The following is a 20,801-nucleotide window of genomic DNA, read 5'->3' on the forward strand; positions in this document are numbered from 1 at the left end:
TAATCTAATTTAGTAATGCTTCAATATAAAAATTCACGGATGGCTTGCATAATGACAAGGAGATTGGTTCCGAACAGGCCAAAGTGACCTATTTCGCGACAGGGTTACTAGGCTTTTATAGGATGAACGAGGTTTTTTCTCGAAAGCTTTCAGGAGCGCTCCGCCCATACCTTGGCCAACTCTACGAGCGTCTTCACGGCTCTTTCCATATCCTGCCGGCTTACCCATTCCAGCGGCGAATGAAAGGCATGCCCGCCGGCAAAGATATTGGCGCAGGGCAGCCCCATGAAGGAGAGCCTGGAACCGTCGGTACCGCCGCGAATGCTGCCGCGCACTGGCGTCATGCCGGCACGGCGGATGGCCTCGACAGCATTTTCGACGATTTCCGGATGACGATCGAGAATCGTCTTCATGTTGCGATACTGATGCCGAACGGTGAAGGTGTGCGAGGAGCCGGGATAGGCTTTCATGACATCCTTGACGATCGCCTCCAGCATAGTCTCCTTGTCGACAAGGCCTTGCTCGTCGAAATCGCGGATGATGAAGCCGAGTGAAGCCTTCTCCATCGAGCCGCTGATGCCGGTAGGGTGGATAAAGCCGTCGCGGCCGTCCGTCGTCTCTGGAGCTATGTTCTTCGGCAGCCTGTCGATGATCGCGCCGGCAATCCTGATGGCATTTTCCATTTTTCCTTTGGCGAAGCCTGGATGGATGGCGACGCCATGGATGATAACCTCGACACTGTCGGCCGAGAAAGTCTCGTCTTCTATATGCCCCGCCGTTTCACCATCAACCGTATAGGCGAATTGCGCTCCCAGCTTCTTCAAATCCACCTTGTCGACACCACGCCCGATCTCTTCGTCCGTCGTGAACAGAAGCTTGATGGTGCCGTGACGGATATCAGGATTGTCGACGAGATATTTGGCGGCTGCGACGATTTCGGCAAGACCGGCCTTGTCATCCGCGCCAAGCAGCGTCGTACCGTCCGAGGTGATGATGTCGTTGCCGATCTGATCGCGCAGGGCAGGGTGTTCTTCAAGGCGAATGACCTGCTGCGGGTCGCCCGTGAGGCGGATATCACCGCCGGAATAGTCGCGCACGATCTGCGGCTTGACATTCGTGCCGGTAAAATCGGGCGCTGTGTCCATGTGGGAACAAAAGCAGATGACGGGAACCGGCTTGTCGATATTCGATGGAATGGTCGCATAGACATAGCCGTGCTCGTCTAGATGTGCATCGGCAAGCCCGATCGCCAGCAAATCCTCAACCAGGATGCGCCCGAGATTCTTCTGCTTCGCAGTGGAAGGCTGCGTGACCGAAGACGGGTCCGATTGCGTGTCGACGACGACATAACGAAGAAAACGATCGGTGACGGTATCGGTCATGAATTTGGCTCCGAAGAATCTCTAGGGTTTACATAGCTATAGCGCCGCGAGGGTACATGGATAGACCGATTTTGCGCGGAAGGCGCCGGTCTGCGAAGCTCGCTGTCACCGCCCCGACAGAAAAGGCCGCTCCAGCGCCAGGCAGGAGCGGCCATATTCAATGGTCAAGACTTTAAGCAAAACACTCAATCGACCGACGTCAGCGTGACCGAGGTACCGGTAGCCGCAACGTTCAAGCCGAGCTGACCCGTAACGCTCACGGTCTGAAGGTGGATGGAGCCGGCGGTGCCACCGACAAGGATGTTCGTGCCCACGCCGGCACCGACAGTGGCTTCAACGGTAGCGCCCTGGTAAAGGCCGCTCAGAGAACCACGATGGTAGCCGGCTGTCGGCGCGAAGACGAGCCAAACGAGCCGGCTGCGGGTCGTAAAGCCGAGATCGACGCCCATCTTGCGGATCGCGCCGGTATAGTGATCGACACGACGCGAATGCCCGACTGTCGAATGGAAGGTGCAATCCATTTCCTTGGCAGAGCCGAGGACGTAGCCGACGCCGCCGCCGATATCGCATTCGAGATAGCCGATTTTCACGCCATTGCGGTCATCCGGCTCCTCGCTATAGGTCGCCGGCATGTCGGCTGCGCGCGCCGCAGCGGTGCCCGCAACGATCAACGCCGCCGCTGAAAACGCCAGGGTCAGGATTTTTCTCATCTGTTTTCTCCTTGTCAGAGTATTATGGGTGGCAAACACCCTCGTGGTAGAGCCGATAGAATCAACCCTCATTTAACGTTCGTACGCGCAGAACGATCCCCAAATTAAGGCGGCTATCGTCATGATCCACTTCACAATATAGGGAAGTCCTTCCGCCACGGCACCCTTTGGGCATTTCACGTTTTGCAACCGACTGAATCGCGCCGTACAAAATCGAGGATTTGCAGGGCAAAGCTCGCCCTGCCTACCCGTCAACCGTGTTGAAGCAAGACTTCCTTGGCGGCAAAGGCGAACACATCGACCGGTTCTCCAAGCCCCTTGAGAGGGAAGGAGCCGAGGCTTTCCATATCCCGCCTGCAGCCGGCCATGTCGACGAAGGCCTTGGACAGAAGTACCGGCCGCTTGACCTCCTTCGTCAAGGACTCCAACCGTGAAGCGATATTGACGGCCGGACCGATGACCGTGAAATCAAGGCGAGTGCGTGAGCCGATATTGCCATACATTACGTCACCGACATGCACGCCGACACCGTAGCGCAGAATTTCACGGCCATGCTTTCGGTTTTCCTCATTGAGTGCGGCAACGCTTGCCTGTGCCTCGCTGATGGCAAGAAGCAGATTGTGACAGGCATTCGGATCGCTCAACGGGAAAATGGCCAACAGGCCGTCGCCCATGAATTTGAGGATCTCGCCGCCATGCTTTTCGATCGGGTCGACCATCGCGTCGAAATAACCATTCAGCAATTCGATGACATCGTCACGCGGCCACATGTCAGAGATGGTGGTGAAGTCGCGCAGATCGCAGATGAGGATCGCGGCTCCGACCGTGGTGCCGCTGCCGCGCGTCGTGGCGCCAGCCAGGATCTTCTCGCTGGCATGCGGTCCGACATAGGTCCGCAGCAGCGTGCGGGCCATGATGTTCTTCAACCGGATCTCGGTCACCATTGTCAGGGCCGGCAACAGGTCCTTCAAGAAGGTGATGTGCTGTTCGGTAAAGCCGCCCGGAGCATCCGAGGCAAAGGTCACGATATGGCGCTTGCCGAGCGTGTGGTAGATCGGCCAGGCGATATAGTCGGTCAGTCCTTCCGCCTGCATTTCTTTATATAGTGGATATTTCAGCTCCGACTTTTCACAGACCTCGAGATTTTTCCGGACTTCCGTCGCGCCATTGAAAATCTCATTGATAGGGCTTGCCAGAAATTGCGGCGTGTTCTCGACCCCATAGCTGAATGTCGCGATATCGGCCTCCTTCATGCCGGTGCGCCAAAGAATTCTCGCCCCTAGCCATTGCGGATGCAGCGTTCGGAAGTGCATCGTCGCTCTCGCGACTGGAACTCCGATTGCCCGCATTTTCTCGCAGAGTTCCACGAGGATATTGTCGATGAAACGCTGGTCGCGGACATCATTCATAAGCCAATCGAGGATCTTGCTTTGTTTCGTCGGCCAATTGCCCTGGTCGTCCTGTGTCGAGGCGGCAACGGCCTCAAGAGAAGATTGCATTTTCTATACCCCACAAATTCCGTCACCTATCCTGGACAGAGAGCACCATTCGGTCCGAAGGGAACTATACGCGTCTCGTCGTTGACCGGGAACGGCAATCGCCGTTATTTCGCGATTTCGTAAATTATGCGCCCAGCTATGGCGGTTGCGCTTTGAATCAGCCATAGGCTTCATATGGTTCCGCAACTGCTGCGGTGCAAGATTTCATTAAAGAGGTGAGGCATTGAGAGCATATCTGGCAGGCCCGGAAGTCTTCCTCCCGAACGCTAGGGAAATCCTCGATCGCAAGATCGCGCTGGCGCGCAGCTATGGTTTTACGCCGGTTTCTCCCGGTGACCTTGCCGTGCCTGAGACGGAGACGCGCCGGCAGCGCGGCCTTGCCATCAGTTCCATCAACGAGAAACTGATGATGAGCGCCGATCTCATCATCGCCAACCTGACGCCGTTTCGTGGTGTCGCCGCCGATATCGGCACGGCCTTCGAACTCGGCTTCATGTGCGCCCGCGGTTGCCCGGCGTTTGCCTTTTCCAACTGCCTCGATAACCACTTCGAGCGTGTGAGCAGGCTTTATGGCGGCGAAGTGCAGCTCGGTGAGGACGGACGTCATCGTGGCCCCGACGGCATGGCGCTGGAAAATTTCGATATGACCGACAATCTGATGCTCGATGGCGGCATAGCGGCACGTGACGGCATCATCGTCACGCGCCAGGTCGCGGCTGACCAGCTCTTTCTGGATCTGACGGCCTTCGAGGAATGTCTGGGTCTCGCAGCAAAGAAATTATTGATACACGTCGCCAGCGCATAATGTGCCGGCTATTGATTGGCGCGTCCGAACTTCACCATATTCCGAGAGCAGCATCGATGGCGCGCGCTCTTGCGGGAAGCTGGTCATAAGCGGCAGCATCCGGCTCGGCAAAGGCCAGCAGTCCGAGCGATGCGAGGATATCGCTCCCTTGCCGATCTTGGTGGGCCTTGAGAAGAACGGTGCGTAGCGCGTCGACGATATCCGGCGATTGCTGCCTTGCAGCCACCAGCAAAGGGAAGGGAGCCGGCTTCGTGGTGCCGACGATGTGCAATGGCGCAATCATGTCCGGCTCGTGCATTGCCATCAGCTGAAAGGCATAGGCGTCAATGGCGCCGACATCTATGGTATCTGAACGAATGGCGTCGACTACGCCGCGTGGATTGAGAAGTGGGCCGACGATCTGCGCCGCTGCAGGCCTATTCGCAAGCGTGGCAAAGAATTCCCTCGGCGCATTATAGCCGGACTGAGAGTCCCGCACGGTCCAGCCCCAGCGTGCGGTTGCGAGATCGGCTTCAGTCAGCGCTCTATCACGAGCGGCGACGATATGGCTCGCATAGACTGGCTGCCCGTTTGCCCAGTCCGCCAGGGAAACCGGCGCGGCCAATGGCTCCGGACGCTCCGCCGGCGATAGCCGGGAGAACGGAAAGCCGCACATGAAAACGGCACCCATGTCCGGACGTCTCCATAGGTCGGACAGAGGTGCCGGAGCCGCATGCGCAATGATTTCGAGCTCGACGCCTGACCGGTCGGCAAGCCAATGAAAGAGCTCATCCCAGAGACCGGATATTTTCGGGCTCAGATTGTACATTCGTGAGCAGGCAATGGCCACGGCAGGGGATATCGTCATGACGCGTCACGCAAACCGAAGGCGCTGGCCGATATTCATGCGCTTTGCTTTTTCGACCATGGCTGCGCCGAGCGCGACGTCAGTGGTGCTCAGGCCCCGATGCCAGAAGAGGATGGTCTCGTCATCGCTTTCGCGGCCCGGCTTCGTGCCGCAAACGATCTGGCCGATTTCGGCATGCAGCGTCTCCGCCGTCACCTTACCCTCATCGACATGGCGACGAAGGGCACCGAAGGGACGCCCGGGTCCGCATTGTCCCCAGTCATCCACGACGACCTTGTCCATGATGTCGGTCAGGTCGAATTCGAGTGCGCTCATCGTGCCGTAAGGCACGACGAAGGCGCCTTTCTTGACCCAGGCGGTCTTGAACAGAGGCGTCGGCTCCGGCAGGCGGCTCGCCTCGATCATGATATCGGCGCCTTTCAGGCAATCCTCCCAATTGTCCGTCACGATGATCTTCTTGCCGAGATCCTTTTCCAGCCGGGCGGCAAAGGCGTCGCGGCTTTCCGGACGGCGCGAATGCACGCGGATCTCATCGAAGTCGAAGAGGTGATCGAGCAGCCGCACGTTCCAGTAGGAAGTGCCGCGTGCGCCGATATGGCCGAGGATCCTGCTGTTCTTGCGGGCGAGATGGCGCGCGCCGATAGCCGTGACCGCGCCAGTGCGCATATCGGTGATGGCAGTCGCATCGATGATCGCCTTCGGTACGCCGGTGCGCGGATCGAAGAGATTGAGAACCGCCAGCTCCGAGGGCAGGCCCTGCTTGTAGTTGTCGACGAAATCGCCGACGACCTTGACGCCGGCATAATCGAGCGGCTTCACATAGCCGCGCAGCACATTGAAATGACCCTTATCGGAACTCTCGGGCACGAGATGAACGCGAGGCTCGATGACCGTCTCGCCGCGCCCCTGAGCATCGAGCGCCTTGGTCACGGCGTCGAGTATTTCGTCGTTGGAAAGGGCCAGCGCCTTGGCGTCGATGGCGTTGAGATAGTCGATCCAAATTTCCTGCATTACCGTTCTCCAGGCATGTCACCGGCCGTGCCGGTCTATCGGATGATGCAGGCCGCCAGACGGCCTGCGAGAAAGCGAGGCAACGGGCGTGGACCGCCTTGCCGCCATATCGATCAGGAAGCCATCTCCATCATGTCGGCGTTCTCAATGAACTCCGACAGCCTCTGAAAATCTGGTCCCTGCGCACGATCTTCCTCTAGCGGCGGGACAATTTCGCGCACCTTGCGATAGGCGCGCTGCGTTCCGCCGCCGAGCTCGCCCGCCACACCGCGCAGATCAACGGCCTGGGCGGACGCGACAAGCTCGATCGCAACCAGATAACGCATCCGCTCGATCATCGCCTCGATCTTCGTCAGGACACTCGGCGCCATCGACGCCTGATCCTCGACGCCGTCCGCGACCGGGATCGGCGTGAACGAAACCGGATTGGCCAGATGGCGTATCTCGGCTTCAAGCGCCGAGACCGTTTTCTGCACGGTGGCAAATCCTGTCCTGCTCTGACCGAGCGGGGTCAGGAAGCGCGGCAACTCCGACACGCCCGGAGACATGATTTTCATCGTTCTATAGACGGTCGCCGCCGCACAATGGGCGATGGCCTGGCCAAGGCGCTCCCATGCGAGAACGAAGGCGGTCATGTCGAAATTGCCATGTGACAGGATAAGCCCTTCCTCGGCCAGTACGACAGGATTGTCGCCGGAACTCGCAAGCTCGATCTCGGTGGCGGCGCACGCTTCGCCGATCGCGTGGAGCAGGGCACCCCAGACCTGCGGGGCACAGCGATAGCTTAAAGGATCCTGCAAGCGCCGTGCCGCACCGTCGATAAAAAGAGAGCTCCCGGAAAGCAGCTCGCGAAGTCTCGCCGCGGTTTCGCGTTGGCCGAAGGCTGGTCTTGCCGCCAGCGCGCGGTCATCGAAAGCCGAGACATTGGCGCGGAATGCCTCGAAATTCAGTGCGACGGCTGCAAGCGACCAATCGAACAGGCGCACGATATCCTCGATGCAGAGGCAGGCCTTGCCAACCGACAGGCTGTTGGCGACCACGAGGACGTGGCCATCCTTCGGGGCGATCGGCAAAGGTTTCAGACCGACTTTCGAGAGGGCATCCCGCGCCGGCATGATTGCGCCATCAAGCTCCGCCTCGCCGTCGCCCAACAAGGCCCGCGCCATATGCGCCAGAGGCGCAAGATCGGCTGCACCGATCGAGCCAAGCGAGGGAACCACCGGATGAAAGCCTGCATTCAGCGCGGCGACGAGACCGGCGAAAACCGGGAGCGATACGCCGGAGCCGCCAGCCGCCATGCCAGCAATACGAGCGGCCATCATCGCCCTGACGGTTTCGCGTGGCAGCGCCGGCCCAACCCCGACGGCGCGGGCTTGCGGTACACGTAACTGAAAGGCGATCAGGTCCTCCGTGGCGAGCCGTGTGTCGACACCTGCGCCCAATGCCGTCGTCAAACCATAAACAGGCTGGTCGGCCGCCAAATAGCGTTCGACGACGGCGCGCGCAGCGGCGATTTTGTTTTCAACGCCAGTCGAAACCTCGATCCATGCACTACGGCGCGCTATCGAAGCAATGTCGCTTATCTTCGGTGCGCTACCGGTGAAACGCACGGTGGGTACGGCTTCGGTCATGCCTGCTTGCCTCCAGGAAAAGCACTTATAGCCCGGTGGCTCTTCCTCGATCCAGCCTCCAGATTGCATTTGTTGCCGGGATGGCTGAGGAGTCGCACATCCCGTTTGAAGATTACGAACATTTCCTGATTAGCTCCCCGATTAAGGATCGAATGCATTCGGTACCGCGAGAGTAGGGAGATCAACGGGTGCGGTCACGCGGATCGTCGGGCGATGCTCAGCGTGAACAAGCTGTTGCCATTTGAATATTCGGATTGTTCGGCAGACTTATCACGCGACTGCCTTAACCGCCTTCATTTCATGTTCCAAGGGTTGATGACGCTTAAACCGCCAGCCTCAAAAGGGCTAGTATCGCGCGTCGCTACCATAAAGCCATGTGAGGCAGCCGTGGCGGCAATATAGCCGTCTGCCGTGCCAATGGACTTGCCTGCCCTCCTCGCTAACGCCATCAAATCGGCATAGGCTTGCGAGGCATCCAGGTCAAAAGGCAGAACCCGGTTGGCAAAAGCCGGTAAAACCTCCCTTTCCAATCGGTCTTGATAGATCGTACGCCGCTTGCCCTCAGGCATCGCAGCCAAGTCGAAGCGCAGTTCGGCAACGGTGATGATCGAGAGGTAGAGTGTTTCGATCATCTGCGCATCGATCCACGACAACACATTCGGATCGGGCGTGATCTTCCACAGCTCGGAAATGACGTTGGTGTCGAGAACAATCATTCGAAGCTAATCGGCCCGACCGGGGTCTTCTCGCGAAGCTGGTTGAAACCCTCAGCTTCGGCTTCGGTTAGCCCTCCCGCTTCACGAGCAATGGATGTCAACAGCGAACCCAGCTTCAGCCGGCCTTCTGGTTTTGCTGCCTTTTCCAGAATATCGCGGATCTCGGCTTCAGTGCTGCGACCGTGCATAGCAGCTCGCACTCGGATCGCACGATGCACCTCGTCTGGCACATTGCGAATGGTGATCGATGCCATTGCTTCACGCTCCCATATTTGATTGCATTGATAGCAATATATGAGAACGCAATCAAAGCAAAGCAAGCGGAAATGCGCTTGCCGGCTTTCTACGCGCTCCAGCATCAACTGCCGGCCTCTTGGTTCTTGCTACGGCTCTGGTGAATCCAAAATGAGCGCCTTTGATTGCTGACAACGAAACGGCAACGGCGACGAAACACCGTTGCCGCTCTCGGCTCAAATCATGTGCCGGCGATCCTGCTAACCGCCGACCATGAGCCGCACGACTTCCTCATGATTGGTGTCGGCGATGTTGCGTTCACCGGCAACGATCCCGCGGCGCAGGACGACGATGCGGTCGGAGACCGCGAAAATATCCTGCAGATTGTGCGATATGAAGATGACGCCGCGCCCCTGCGCCTTCAGCGACTTGATGAGAGCCACGACCTTGCGCTGTTCCGGCACGCCGAGTGCTGCGGTCGGCTCGTCCATAACGAGGATGCGGGCATTCCAATAGACGGCACGCCCAATCGCGACGGCCTGCCGCTGACCGCCGGAAAAGTTGCTGACGGGCGCATCGAGCCTCTTCACGTGGAAATCCAGCTCCGCCATCGTCTTGCGCGCCGCTTCGGCCATGGCTTTCCGATCGAGCACCGGCAGGAAGCCGAAGAGCTTCTTCATCGGCTCACGGCCGAGGAAAATATTGGCGCCGATCGGCAGATTATCGGCAAGCGCCAGATCCTGATAGATCGTCTCGATGCCTTTCTCGCGCGCATCCTGCGGCGATGAGAAGGTGACAGGCTTGCCTTCGATCAGGATTTCGCCGGCGGTCGGCGGATAGACGCCGGAAATCGCCTTGATCATCGTCGTCTTGCCGGCGCCGTTGTCACCCGCAAGTGCCACGACTTCACCGGGCCGCACGACCATGGAGCAATTGTCGAGGGCACGCACCGCACCGAAATAACGCGAGAGATTGCGGACCTCGAGGAGGGGAGTTGCACTATTCATCCTGTTTTGCTCCGCTGAACCGACGCTGCGCCTGGTCGATGAGCACCGAAATGATGATGACGACGCCGACGGCGATGAACTGCCAGAACGGCTCCACATTCATGAAGACGAGACCATACTGGATGACGGCGATGACGAGAGCGCCGGCAATGGTGCCGATGATCGTGCCGGAACCGCCGAAGAGGCTGGCGCCGCCGATAACGACAGCGGCCACGCTATCGAGCAGCAGGGGCTCGCCCGCCTGGGCGGCGCCTGCAGTGAAACGGGCCGCATAGAGCGCGCCGCCCAGGCCCGCACAGACGGCCGAGAGAATATAGAGCCGCAGCAGATGGGACTTGATGTCGATGCCGGCGCGGCGCGCCGCCTGGGCATTGGCGCCGATGGCATAATTATGCTGGCCGAAGCGGGTCTGGCTCAGCAAATAATGCATGATCACCACGAAGACGAGCGTGACAATGACGAGATAGGGCACGCCATAGAATCGTCCGTTGCCAAGCTCGGCGAAATAGGAATTCTTGACCGGCACCGTCGTACCGCCGGCGAGCAGGAAGGCCGTGCCACGCGCCACGCCGAACATGCCGAGCGTACCGATGAACGGCGGAACCTTGAGACGGGAGATCAGGAGACCATTGATGAGGCCGGGGACTGCGGCTGCCAGCATGGCGACGAGGATGCCGAAGACCATTGCGACGGGCAGAGGCATGGAAAGACCGGCGATATTGGCAATATGCGCGGCGACGACGGCCGCAAGGCCCATGATGAAGCCGGTCGACAGATCGATACCGCCTGAGATGATGACGAAAGTCTGCCCGATTGCCAGCAGCAACGGTGCTACCGCGAAGATCGCAACGGACTGCCAGTTGAAGCTCGAGCCGATGAACGTGCCACCGAAGTCGATCCGCGCCCAGATCTCGAAAGTCACGATAAGCGCAGCAAGAAAGAGCCACGCACGCAATTGCGCGATGCGATTAAGAAGTGTTTTTGCCTGGTCGCCGTGGTCTGCCTGTGGCGCCACGTGCTGATCCGCCTTGCGGACCTCTGCATTGTCGATTGTCATGGATCGGTCCAAACTGGAGCGTTGGAAGCGCGAAGATTAGGGCGCCGTCGCTCTATCATCGTTGGATAATGTGCCTCGCCGATGGGCGAGGCACAGACTATCTCCGCATCAATCGGAGTAGATGAACTTCGCGATCTTCTTGTCGGCTACGTTCGACTTGTCGATGACCGTGAAGCCGGTCCCGATCGCTGTCGGAATCGAATTGCCGGTGAGATGCGCATAAGCGGCCATCACTCCGAAATAGCCGATCTCGGCCGGATGCTGCGCAATCGCCAGATCGACGAGACCGGAGTTGATGTTATCAACGATAGACGTCGGCGCATCGAAGGCCACCACGCGGATCTTACCCGTCTGGCCGGCCTGCTGCACGCCGTTGGCGGCACCGAGAGCGGAGAACAGATTGGCCCCGAAAACGCCATCGAGATCGGAGTTGCGTGCGAAGACGGCCTGCAGCTGCGATGCTGCCTTGTTGGCGTCGTCATCGTTATATTGCGTCTCCAGAACGGTGATGTTCGGATACTTCTTCATCTCCTCCTTGAAACCCTGCTCACGCTGGTCTGTGGTCGAGACGCCGGGCTTGACGTTGGAAACATAGACCTTGCCCTTTTCGCCAACGGCCTTTGCCAGTGCGCGGGCGGCAATCGCCCCGCCGAGCAGGTTGTCGGAAGCGATATAGGCCAGCGGGAAATCGGCATCACCGCTGCCGGTCTGGTAGACGCCGTTACCGATGAAGGTATCGACGGTGATGATCGGAATGCCGGCATCAGCAGCCTTCTTCAGAGGCTGGATGAGCTGATCCTTGTCGGTCGGCGCAATCAGAATGAAATCGGGCTTCTTGGCGATCACTGCGTCAAGAACCGGAACCTGGGTCACCGGGTTGAAATCGGGGCCGCCCTGAAAAACGAGCTCGGCACCGACAGCCTTGGCTGCCGCTTCGGCACCCTTGCGCATGGTAATATAGAAGGCGTCGGTCGTCAGACCCGGAATGAGGGCAATCGTAAACTTCTTGTCTGCGGCTTTGGTGCTGCCGGCAACTGCCGCAACACCGGTAGCGAGCGATGCCACGGCCGTAGCCTTGAGAAATGAGCGGCGCTCCATAATTTTCCTCCTCTTGAAGCCGAACCTCCCCTGTCCGGCAAAGCGATAATCAGTGGGTTACTGCGGCACGTCAAGCAATTTTTTTCTGCAAAGAATTTCCATCATCTTGTTGATATAGCTACACAATTCTGCCATGCACACAATGCCGGCATCTGCCGGGGACATAGCGTCGCACGACAGTTCAGGATTATTTCGCATTTATGCCGTCTGCCCGGACGGCGGCGCTTATCATTCGCTCTCGAAGACCTTTGAAAGCCAGGCCATAATAGCCGCCATATCCGGTTCCTCCGTCTGGTCGACCGTCATTACGGCACCACATCCCATAGGCTCGGCCCGATCGGCAAGCGCTACCAATTCCGGCACATATTCGGCACCTGGATGTCCAGGTAATCGGTCCTTCAACCGACTGGCGTAACGCTCGCCCGCAACCGATCCAGGCACCTTGCACCAGAGTTCGGCGACATGGCCTATCTGCGCAGCATTGAGATAACTCTCTAGCTGAGCCTTCGGCTGAAAGCCGAACCATGCATCGACAATGAAGGTCGAGCCCGTCGGCGCCTCCGCCATAAAGGACCAGATCGCCTGGTAGCTTGCCTTTCCCAGCGTCCGATTGAAGTCGCGGTCGACGGGGCCGATATGCTGCAGGAACGGGTTCTTGATGCCGTCGAGAGACAGGACCGGCCAGCCGGTCCGCAGCGACAAAGCTTTGGCCAGGCGGCTTTTGCCGGAAGCCGGCACGCCGTTGACCATGACAACCCGCTTTCCTTGCGGCGCGGCATCAGCGCCGAAAATCGAAAGTCCGGCGCCGATCACGCCGGCATCGTCTGAAAGCTTCGCTGGCAATATGGCGGGGCAGAACCAGGGAGCGCTTGCTGGCAAATCGGCAAGAGCCCGTGCGGCATCACAGCCAAGCCCGCCGCCGAGCAGGATAATCTCCGGATCCATGGTCGCTGCGATATTGTCGAGTGCGGCACGCAAGGGTGTTGCCCATTGGCGCAGCACACGGACTGCCGTGTCGTTTCCTTCCGCCGCCATCTCGAAGATTTCACGAATTGTCGTGACGGATAATCCGGATTCGGCGATATGCCGGCGCAAAGCGGTTCCGGAACTGAAGGTCTCGACGCAGCCGCGTCTGCCGCAAGGGCAGGGCGGGCCATCCTGCGATACACAAATATGGCCGAGTTGTCCGGCCGCCTTGTGCCCGTGGTAGATGCGCCCGGCATGGGCGACAGCGCCGCCAATGCCCGTCCCGATCGTCAGCATCGCGACGTTTTGATAGCCTTTGGCGCCACCGATCCGCATTTCTGCGATCAGCGCCATGCTGCAATCATTCTCGATGACAACAGGTTTTTGCAGCGCTGTCTCGAGCCGCTTTACGAAATCGAGGCCAGAGAGGTTGAGGATGCCGCCAGACAGAATCTCGCGTCTGTCGACGTCGACCCGCCCTGGTATGCCGACGCCGATCCCCAAAACTTCAGGAGTGTCGAGCGAGCGCGCCATCGCAATGACGCGCTCCAATGCCAACAGGGGATCTGTCGGGGTTCTTTCCGACAGCTTGGAAAGAATCTCGCCTTGAACGGAGACGAGGGCGGCACGAATATTCGTGCCGCCAATATCGACGCCGATGGCGATGTCAGCCATGGGCGCGCTGCCTTTGATCAGCGCCGTTAGAGCCTGCGCCCTTGAAGTGCGTCGCAATGACGGCCTGAATTTCCCGAAGCCTCGGCACCGCGACCGTCTCCAGACGATCCTTCGTTACCGAACGATCGAGCGAGATGCAGTCTTTCCACAGCGAGCGACCGGCGATGACGCCCGAAGCGCCGTTGCGCATGGCATCCTCGACCTGGCTGAGGAAGGTGGCGTGGTCGACACCGGCCGACAGCACCGCCCACGGCACATCGCCGGAAAGGCGCGTGACTTCGGCGCAGGCTTCCGACGAGCCGGGATAAGGGATTTTCAAGACTTTCGCACCGAGATCGAGGCAGATCTTGCTGCCGCCGACGATCAGAGAGGGCAGCTTCGCCTTGTAATCTGTCTCATCCTCGTCTTCGAACTTGTAGGTCAGGAATTCAACGACCAGCAGAAGATCCTCATGCGCGAAATCTTCGATGCACTGCTTCAGGATCTGAATATTGTGGGCGTTCGCCGCATCCCGATCCGAGCGCAGATAGACCATGATCTTGCCACCCGTTGCCCCCAGCTGGCGCACGCGGCGTGCGGAGATGCCGGCAACCAGCTTCGACAGACGATAGCCGTCCGCCGATGTATCCCAGCCGGAAGCATCGAGGCCGATCAGCAGTGCGGTATCGCGCTGGAGGACACGATCATCGACCAGCGCCGGCACGGCGCAGATGGGATCGACGAGAACACAGGACGCCTTGCTCGCGAGGAAGCGGGCGATATCGGCCTTCGTGTCCCCCAGCACCTTATCGGAGATCGCCGCCTGTTCGGCCGGGTCCTTGGCTAGAAGGCTGCGCATGCCGCCGCGCTGATCGCAGGCAATCACCATCATGGCACCGTCGCTGCCGCAAATCTGCTGGTAGCCGCGCATCTCCGCTGTCGTCAATTTCGTCATGTGATCCTTCCTCCAGCCGTTGCGAAACGGCACCCATACGAGCAAGCCTTCCCCACTCCTCGAAGAGGGCAATACTCTTGAAATTGAGGACTCTCATGCGCGGTATAAACGTTGCGAAACCGGGCTTTTTAAGCGATAACTCCTCAAGTGTCATACGTGTAACACATTGCAGAAAGGAATTTCAATCTGAATTCGTCTCAATCGCAGGAGGCTGCGGCAAATCGCGCGTTGCTGCACACGGTCGCCAAACTGCACTACCAATCCGATATGGCGCAGGTGGATATTGCCAGGAAGCTTGGTCTGTCGACGGCGACGGTTTCGCGGTTGCTGCAGCGAGCGCGGGCAGTCGGGATCGTCCGGATCGAGGTGATCGATCTCTCATCTGCTGAAGAGCTGAATGCTGCACTGATCGACGGCCTGAAGCTGCGCACCGCTGCCGTAATCGATACGCCGTCATCAAACGTGCTGAGCGCGCTTGCCGCGCCTGTCGGCTCGCTTCTGCAGCAGGCGAGCCTGCGTTCGGGTTCGACGCTCGGCATCGGTTGGGGGCGGGCGGTGCGCGAGGTGACATTGGCTGGTCTGCCGCAATTGCCCGGTATCGTCACGGTCGCGCTGAACGGTGGCATGCAGCACGCAGCGCCTCACTTTCAGATCAACGAATTCGTGCGCCAGGCGGCGGTCCAGATGGGTGGCGTGCCGCATTTCCTGCATGCGCCTTATATCTCTTCGACCGAACTCCGGGATGCGTTTCTCGGAGATCCCACGGTCCAACAGGTGACGTCTCTCTGGGACAGGCTGGACGCGGCAATCGTCGGTGTCGGGCTGACACATGCGGCCAACCCTTCGGAAACAGCGTTGCCGGGCGAAAAGGCGCTGAGCCATGCAGCCGGCGATGTGCTGCGCCACTACGTCACCGAGGAGGGCGAGATCCTGCACTGGGATGGAGAGGAGGGGATGATTGCAGCCTCTCCCGCACAATTGCGGAAGGTGCCGCTCTGCATCGCCGTTGCTGCTACTCCCGGCAAAGCTAGCGGCATTATCGGCGCGGCACGATCGGGAATGATCAATGCTTTGGTCACCGATGCCAATACCGCACAGGCTATCCTCGATCGTCTGTCATCCAACCCAAAAGTCGAGGATCGATCCTGATGCCCTTTGACGACCGCTCCTTCGGCGCCTTCCTGTTCGATATGGATGGAACCGTCCTGAATTCGATAGCGGTCGCCGAACGGGTCTGGACCTCGTGGGCGGAAAAACGCGGTGTCGATGCCATCGCCTTGCTGGCGACCATTCATGGTCGCAAGGCGATCGAGACGATCACCCGCCTCGGCCTTTCGGGGATCGATCCCGCCGAAGAGGTCAGGATACTCACACAGGCCGAAATCGATGATGTTGCCGGCGTTGAACCGATCACGGGCGCTATCGGCTTTCTGAAAAGCCTGCCGTTGGATCGCTGGGCGATCGTCACCTCCGCTCCCCGTGAACTCGCCAAGGTCCGCATTGCGGCAGCCGGTATTCCCTGGCCGGAGATTCTGATCGCCGGCGAGGATGTGCAGCATGGCAAGCCGGCGCCGGATTGCTTCATGTTAGCTGCAAGGATGTTGGCACAACCTATTGAAGAATGTCTTATTTTTGAGGATGCACCAGCGGGAATAGAGGCGGCGGAGGCCTCAGGTGCTTCCGTGCTTGTGATCAGCGCGACCCATCGGACGCCGTTATTCACACGGCATCCGACTATTGAGGACTATGATCGCGTGAGTGCGGGCATCGATGCAAATGGTAATCTGCGTCTCTCTACCAGACCCGATTGACTAGCCCTCACCGAAACGGATCGTAGCCCGGCTTTTTATAGATCGTGTCTGACTTGTCCTGGATATCGGGGACATAGACCTTCCCAGCCCAATCGGACATCGCGACATCCTCGATCGCGACCGATACCGAGCTCTCGTCAACGCCGAGTGTTTCGATGACCGCCTTGGTCAGATTTTCAGCCACGGCATGTTTCATTGCTTCGGTTCTTCCTGCTGCCATTTTCAAAATTATATGGGGCATCGGGTCATTCCTGTGCTCGTCGGAGGATGTCAGACCAGTAAAAGTCTCCGTCGGGGCTTTGCCACCGTGCGGCGGCCCGCCGGACCAAGCTCCAAGCTCTTTGCTTATTCGCACAGGAAAAGCACTGCGAGGATGAAGCTTGCTGCGGAAGGGTGCGTTCCATGGCTATCCTTCATTTGGTCTGGCGTTGCCTGCGGACGTTGCTCATGGGGCTTTCGGCTCCGGCCCGACGTCTTTGCGGAGCAAGGCAGATATCCACATCGGATCTCATAGCGATACGAACGAATTACCGCCGCTGCTAAGTCCTAGGGAACTGCAGAAAGAATGTAGGACGATCCGGATGCCGGATTAGCACCTGAATGCTGCAAACACTTATGGCATCTGCTCATGAATGCACTGCTGCAGCCTGCCGATGATACCGGCAGGCTGTCGCGTGAGGCCAACGTATCTTGATAGCCTGTCAGGCCGCTCGAGGCAGCATGGATTTCAGGTTCGCGTTGCCAGCCAGCGCTTCGGTCGATGGCGTGACGCGTCCGGCAATCAGCATCTCGCTGAGTTTGATATCCTTGGCGACCCTGTTGCCAGGGCCGACGCCGCTTGCGGCCACTAGCCGCTGCTGGTCGTCGAGATGAAACAGGATGAAGGCGCCATCCCCGAGGTCTCTGTGAACGACCGAGCGGCCTTCATCGACGAGTCCGGCGATCTGCAGCGTATGATCGAACTGGTCGGACCAGAAATAGGGAACGGCCTGATAATTGCGCGCCGCGCCCATCAAATTTGCGGCCGCGAGAATGCCCTGATCCTGCGCGTTGCGCCATGCTTCGAGACGCAGACGGCGACCGTCATAAAGGAGATGCGGAAACGAGCAGCAGTCTCCGGCGGCATAAATATCGCGCTCCGATGTTTCCAGGCGCTCATTGACCGCAATGCCGTTGTCGATTGCGATACCGGCGCGTGCAGCAAGCTCGGTGCGCGGCAGCGCGCCGATCCCGACGACAAGCACATCGGCCGAAATCGCATCGCCATCGGAAAGAGAAATATCGACACGCTGCTCATCCGCTTCGAGCCCGAGAACCGCTACACCGCATTTCACGACGACGCCATTGCCTTGGTGCAGGGCAGTAATCGTTTCGGCGATCGGTTCGGGGACACCGCGCTTGAGGATACGCTCCTGGGACTCGATGACCGTAACCCTCGCTCCGCGGCCGCGTGCCGAAGCGGCGACCTCCAGGCCGATGAAACCGCCCCCAAGCACTGCCACATGCATATCGGCTCGGACGAAGCAACGGAGTGCAAGCGCATCATCGATCGTCCGCAGATAGACTATGCGGCTGCTGACGGGCGCGTTCGGCAATCGCCTTGGTGCCGCGCCGGTCGCCAGTAGCAGTTTGTCATAGGGCAGCGCCCGGCCATCGGAGAGGAGCAATTGCTTTCCGGACGTGTCGATGGTATCGCCCGAAGTGCTGCCGATATGACGGATTGCCTGCTCCGCCAGCACGAAATCATTGAGAACGGTTGGCATCCGAGGCTCCATCTCGCCAAGCAGAACTTGTTTGGAAAGAGGCGGCCGCTCGTAAGGAAGGTGAACCTCATCGCCGATGAGGGTGATCGCCTGCCGGTAACCGCTCTCCCTCAGGCTCAAAGCGGCGCGCGCGCCGCATTCACCGGCGCCAACGATGATGATGCCCGCATCGCTGCTCATGCGCCGATTCCGATCAGGATGCGATCGCCTTCCACTCTGACCGGATAGGTTTTCAGATTGATGCAGACCGGAGCGCCTCGCGCTTCACCCGTCTTATAGCTGAAGCGGCCATTGTGCTTCGGACACTCGATGGTGTCATCCATGACGAGCCCATCGGCCAAATGGATTTTCTCATGAGTGCAAAGCCCATCCGTAGCGAAATATTCGTCATCGGGACTACGATAGATCGCAAAGGTTCGCCCGGCGTGATCGAAGCGGACAACATCCTCCTGATCGATTTCATCGGCAGCGCAGGCATCAACCCAGTTCATCATTTCATCCTCCTCATTGCAGTCACCGCAAGGCGCGAAAGGTATCATCCAATCGTGGGAGCAGGTCGACGTTGCGCTTTGATAGCGCATCGTTTTTTCCTCCCGGCTGGTTCCAAGCATGCGCGAAATGCGCCTTCACATTCCACGCCGATTATGATCATTTTTCATCAGGGAGGAGCGGCATGAAGAAGGCACGTCTCGTGGACATCGCCGCCGCCGCTGGTGTCGGCCTTGCGACTGTGGAGCGCGTTCTCAACGAACGCGGCAGCGTCAGGCCGCAAACGGCGGAGAAGGTGGTGCTGGCAGCAAAGCGCTTAGGCTACAAAAGGATCATCCCAAGTCTTTATCGCGGCACGATCCGCATCGAAGTCATCCTAGTCAGGCCGGAGTCGCCGTTTTTTCAGCCGGCTCAACCATGCCTTCGAGCGAATCGCCGCCTCGCTGGACAGCTCGATCACCGTCCACCGGACCTTTGTCGAAGAGAGCGAGCCGGAGAAGTTCGCTGCGCATGTGGCCGATAGCAGCATTCGCCGGCATGGCCTGATCGTTGCCGCGGAAGTGATGACGCAGGCGTTGCGTCGCTGTTCGGATATTATCGGTATCTACAATGCCGGCGGTGCCAATCTTGGGGTCGGCTCGGTGCTTCAGCGCTTTCAGGAACGACAGGGAAGGGATTGCGTCTGGATAGGGCACGAACTCAACGACGAAACGCGCCGCTTCATCGCCTCGGGGCTGATGACGCTCGTTCTCGATCAGGCACCCGAAACCCAGGCAAGGCGCGCACTGGAGACGATATTATCGCGTATGGGGATTATTGATGTGCCCGTTAGCCAAGAGCCGGTTCCGTTCCTGACCTATACGACGGAGAATGTTGGCCCGGCATCCAGTCACCACTAGGTGACAAGGCCGGAGCCTGCAGAAGGAGGACCGCAGGCTCCGGCATTTCCCGCCATCAACGGCCGATTGAACCGGTGGCGGGGGGAGAGCTCAATACGCGCATATGGAGCACATAGCGCCTTTGGCAAGTCCTTGAGATCATTGTCCTGGCTGGAAGAACCCAGCCAGGCTCGGCTCTTTGCTAGCTTGGCGTGCCGGAGCGGCGGGCCTGCTTTTCTGCGTATTTCTTGGCGCGCTCCATGAAGCGCTTGTTCATGCGGTCCTCGGCCTCTTTCGAGCCGTCGTGAAAGGTGCCGAACCATTGGTCGAGCGGGATGACGCCATCGGCATAATTGCACTCGAAGAATTTGTGATGGAGATAGTGGTCGTAGGCATGGGTATCGATCCCGGCTTCCTCGCCGATCACGATCTTGTCGAAACCGGCATGGCCTGGCGCCGGTGCGAGAGCGGCATGTGTCAGATGGAACAACGCATGGACCGGGTTGGACGGTACGATCCAATGGATGAGGACACCCGAAAAATACAGCAGATGTTCGACCGGATGCATGGCGAGGCCGGACCAGGGACCGGGATTGACGTTGTTATGATGCAGCTTGTGAACCGTATGATAGAGCGGCGGCCAGTGGATCAGTCGATGGACGAGATAGAAATGCAGATCGCGAAATGCCGGGACCAGCAGTATGATGATGAAGCAATAGATGGGGTGCTCGGCAAAGTCGACGTAGGGAATGATGCCATTGGCGAAGGCCCAGAGCGTCAGAACTTCAAATGCCGTCCATAAAGGCACTGCGCTCGCAAAAGTCCAGATCACGTTGTCAACTGTCTGGTTGCTGAAAAGAAAGGCCGAGTTATCCTTCGACGGCCACTTGCTATTATATTTGAAAGTGGTGCCCTGCTTCTTCTGCATATAGAGCCGCAGATGAAAGGCGCCGAAGAACAGGAAGACTAACACGGCATTGCGCAGGAGAAGATAGGCGATCCAGCCCGGCGCCAGTGTCTTCATCGTTTCCATGGAAGGTGTCGCGTAGAGCCACAGCAAGGTTGCGATGATGGCATAGACGGCATTCCAGGGCATGAGATAGCCGGGATACCCGAAGAACCATTTCAGGAAGGCGATCGGTTTGGCCGGCCAAATGAAGACGGGCGGATATTGCAGAAGCTTGTTGGGTTTCCAGTCGCCGCGTTTGTCGCGGGTGCCGTAGAGCGTGTCGTCCATAATGTGCCTCCCGGTGGATGAACTATGCGGTCAGTGTCAGGGACCTCGGCG

General features: G+C 58.9%; 20 protein-coding genes and 1 pseudogene. 4 read left to right on the plus strand and 17 right to left on the minus strand.

The features are described from left to right. Positions 1–149: 149 nt before the first annotated feature. The 3 genes from pepT to FBZ99_RS17975 all read right to left on the minus strand — a co-directional run bounded on the left by pepT (position 150) and on the right by FBZ99_RS17975 (position 3,591). Complete coding sequence (gene pepT / locus FBZ99_RS17965; protein WP_113351180.1) at positions 150–1,382, minus strand: peptidase T; 1,233 nt, start codon at positions 1,380–1,382, stop codon at positions 150–152. 185 nt (positions 1,383–1,567) lie between these two features. Continuing rightward, on the minus strand, positions 1,568–2,092 hold the full coding sequence (locus tag FBZ99_RS17970) for a DUF992 domain-containing protein (RefSeq protein ID WP_113332638.1): 525 nt from the start codon (positions 2,090–2,092) through the stop codon (positions 1,568–1,570). Positions 2,093–2,343: 251 nt separating this feature from the next. Then, positions 2,344–3,591: an adenylate/guanylate cyclase domain-containing protein gene (locus FBZ99_RS17975; protein WP_113351181.1), complete on the minus strand. Its 1,248-nt coding sequence runs from the start codon at positions 3,589–3,591 to the stop codon at positions 2,344–2,346. A gap of 223 nt (positions 3,592–3,814) precedes the next feature. On the opposite strand from FBZ99_RS17975, the gene FBZ99_RS17980 reads away from it, so the two are divergent. Continuing rightward, a complete protein-coding gene (locus tag FBZ99_RS17980) occupies positions 3,815–4,396 on the plus strand; it encodes a nucleoside 2-deoxyribosyltransferase (protein WP_113332636.1) in 582 nt (193 codons plus the stop codon). Positions 4,397–4,427: 31 nt separating this feature from the next. Here FBZ99_RS17980 and FBZ99_RS17985 read toward each other — a convergent pair whose 3' ends face one another. From FBZ99_RS17985 to FBZ99_RS18030, 10 genes are all read right to left on the minus strand, one after another. Continuing rightward, positions 4,428–5,243, minus strand: coding sequence for a phosphate/phosphite/phosphonate ABC transporter substrate-binding protein (locus FBZ99_RS17985; protein WP_233788770.1), 816 nt, complete (start codon positions 5,241–5,243; stop codon positions 4,428–4,430). Between the two features lie 6 nt (positions 5,244–5,249). Next, positions 5,250–6,254, minus strand: coding sequence for an ornithine cyclodeaminase family protein (locus tag FBZ99_RS17990; protein WP_113351183.1), 1,005 nt, complete (start codon positions 6,252–6,254; stop codon positions 5,250–5,252). A 113-nt stretch (positions 6,255–6,367) separates the two neighbouring features. Continuing rightward, positions 6,368–7,885 (minus strand): HAL/PAL/TAL family ammonia-lyase, encoded by a 1,518-nt coding sequence (locus FBZ99_RS17995; protein WP_113351184.1) that lies wholly within the window; start codon positions 7,883–7,885, stop codon positions 6,368–6,370. A gap of 293 nt (positions 7,886–8,178) precedes the next feature. Then, complete coding sequence (locus FBZ99_RS18000; RefSeq protein ID WP_113351185.1) at positions 8,179–8,601, minus strand: type II toxin-antitoxin system VapC family toxin; 423 nt, start codon at positions 8,599–8,601, stop codon at positions 8,179–8,181. Beyond that, positions 8,598–8,855, minus strand: a complete 258-nt coding sequence (locus FBZ99_RS18005; RefSeq protein WP_113351186.1) for a FitA-like ribbon-helix-helix domain-containing protein — start codon at positions 8,853–8,855, stop codon at positions 8,598–8,600. The genes FBZ99_RS18000 and FBZ99_RS18005 overlap by 4 nt, the downstream gene beginning before the upstream one ends. A 240-nt stretch (positions 8,856–9,095) precedes the next feature. Next, positions 9,096–9,842, minus strand: a complete 747-nt coding sequence (locus tag FBZ99_RS18010; RefSeq protein WP_069615566.1) for an ATP-binding cassette domain-containing protein — start codon at positions 9,840–9,842, stop codon at positions 9,096–9,098. Then, the gene (locus FBZ99_RS18015; protein WP_113351187.1) at positions 9,835–10,899 is read right to left on the minus strand and encodes an ABC transporter permease subunit; all 1,065 of its coding nucleotides are present in this window, start codon (positions 10,897–10,899) and stop codon (positions 9,835–9,837) included. The genes FBZ99_RS18010 and FBZ99_RS18015 overlap by 8 nt, the downstream gene beginning before the upstream one ends. Before the next feature lie 108 nt (positions 10,900–11,007). Continuing rightward, a complete protein-coding gene (locus tag FBZ99_RS18020) occupies positions 11,008–11,997 on the minus strand; it encodes a substrate-binding domain-containing protein (RefSeq protein WP_113332629.1) in 990 nt (329 codons plus the stop codon). Positions 11,998–12,225: 228 nt separating this feature from the next. Then, positions 12,226–13,638 carry an ROK family protein gene (locus FBZ99_RS18025; RefSeq protein ID WP_113351188.1) on the minus strand — a complete coding sequence of 471 codons (1,413 nt, stop codon included), beginning with the start codon at positions 13,636–13,638 and terminating at the stop codon, positions 12,226–12,228. Further along, positions 13,631–14,572, minus strand: a complete 942-nt coding sequence (locus FBZ99_RS18030; protein WP_113351189.1) for a tagatose-bisphosphate aldolase — start codon at positions 14,570–14,572, stop codon at positions 13,631–13,633. The genes FBZ99_RS18025 and FBZ99_RS18030 overlap by 8 nt, the downstream gene beginning before the upstream one ends. 228 nt (positions 14,573–14,800) lie before the next feature. On the opposite strand from FBZ99_RS18030, the gene FBZ99_RS18035 reads away from it, so the two are divergent. Together FBZ99_RS18035 and FBZ99_RS18040 are read left to right on the plus strand one after the other, a co-directional pair. Continuing rightward, positions 14,801–15,721, plus strand: coding sequence for a sugar-binding transcriptional regulator (locus FBZ99_RS18035; protein WP_173004662.1), 921 nt, complete (start codon positions 14,801–14,803; stop codon positions 15,719–15,721). After that, a complete protein-coding gene (locus FBZ99_RS18040) occupies positions 15,721–16,383 on the plus strand; it encodes an HAD-IA family hydrolase (RefSeq protein ID WP_113351190.1) in 663 nt (220 codons plus the stop codon). The genes FBZ99_RS18035 and FBZ99_RS18040 overlap by 1 nt, the downstream gene beginning before the upstream one ends. A gap of 7 nt (positions 16,384–16,390) precedes the next feature. Here FBZ99_RS18040 and FBZ99_RS18045 read toward each other — a convergent pair whose 3' ends face one another. From FBZ99_RS18045 to FBZ99_RS18055, 3 genes are all read right to left on the minus strand, one after another. Continuing rightward, positions 16,391–16,624 carry a tautomerase family protein gene (locus FBZ99_RS18045; RefSeq protein WP_113332625.1) on the minus strand — a complete coding sequence of 78 codons (234 nt, stop codon included), beginning with the start codon at positions 16,622–16,624 and terminating at the stop codon, positions 16,391–16,393. Positions 16,625–17,084: 460 nt separating this feature from the next. Further along, the gene (locus FBZ99_RS18050) at positions 17,085–18,326 is read right to left on the minus strand and encodes an NAD(P)/FAD-dependent oxidoreductase (RefSeq protein ID WP_113351191.1); all 1,242 of its coding nucleotides are present in this window, start codon (positions 18,324–18,326) and stop codon (positions 17,085–17,087) included. Beyond that, positions 18,323–18,640, minus strand: coding sequence for a MocE family 2Fe-2S type ferredoxin (locus tag FBZ99_RS18055; RefSeq protein ID WP_113351207.1), 318 nt, complete (start codon positions 18,638–18,640; stop codon positions 18,323–18,325). The genes FBZ99_RS18050 and FBZ99_RS18055 overlap by 4 nt, the downstream gene beginning before the upstream one ends. A 179-nt stretch (positions 18,641–18,819) precedes the next feature. Between FBZ99_RS18055 and FBZ99_RS18060 the strand changes: the two are divergent. Further along, positions 18,820–19,534: pseudogene (locus tag FBZ99_RS18060) on the plus strand (LacI family DNA-binding transcriptional regulator). A 181-nt stretch (positions 19,535–19,715) separates the two neighbouring features. Here FBZ99_RS18060 and FBZ99_RS18065 read toward each other — a convergent pair. Further along, positions 19,716–20,750 carry a sterol desaturase family protein gene (locus FBZ99_RS18065; RefSeq protein WP_113351192.1) on the minus strand — a complete coding sequence of 345 codons (1,035 nt, stop codon included), beginning with the start codon at positions 20,748–20,750 and terminating at the stop codon, positions 19,716–19,718. Positions 20,751–20,801 lie beyond the last annotated feature (51 nt).

It is taken from the genome of Rhizobium sp. ERR 1071, assembly GCF_007828675.1.
GTDB classification, from domain to species: domain Bacteria; phylum Pseudomonadota; class Alphaproteobacteria; order Rhizobiales; family Rhizobiaceae; genus Rhizobium; species Rhizobium dioscoreae.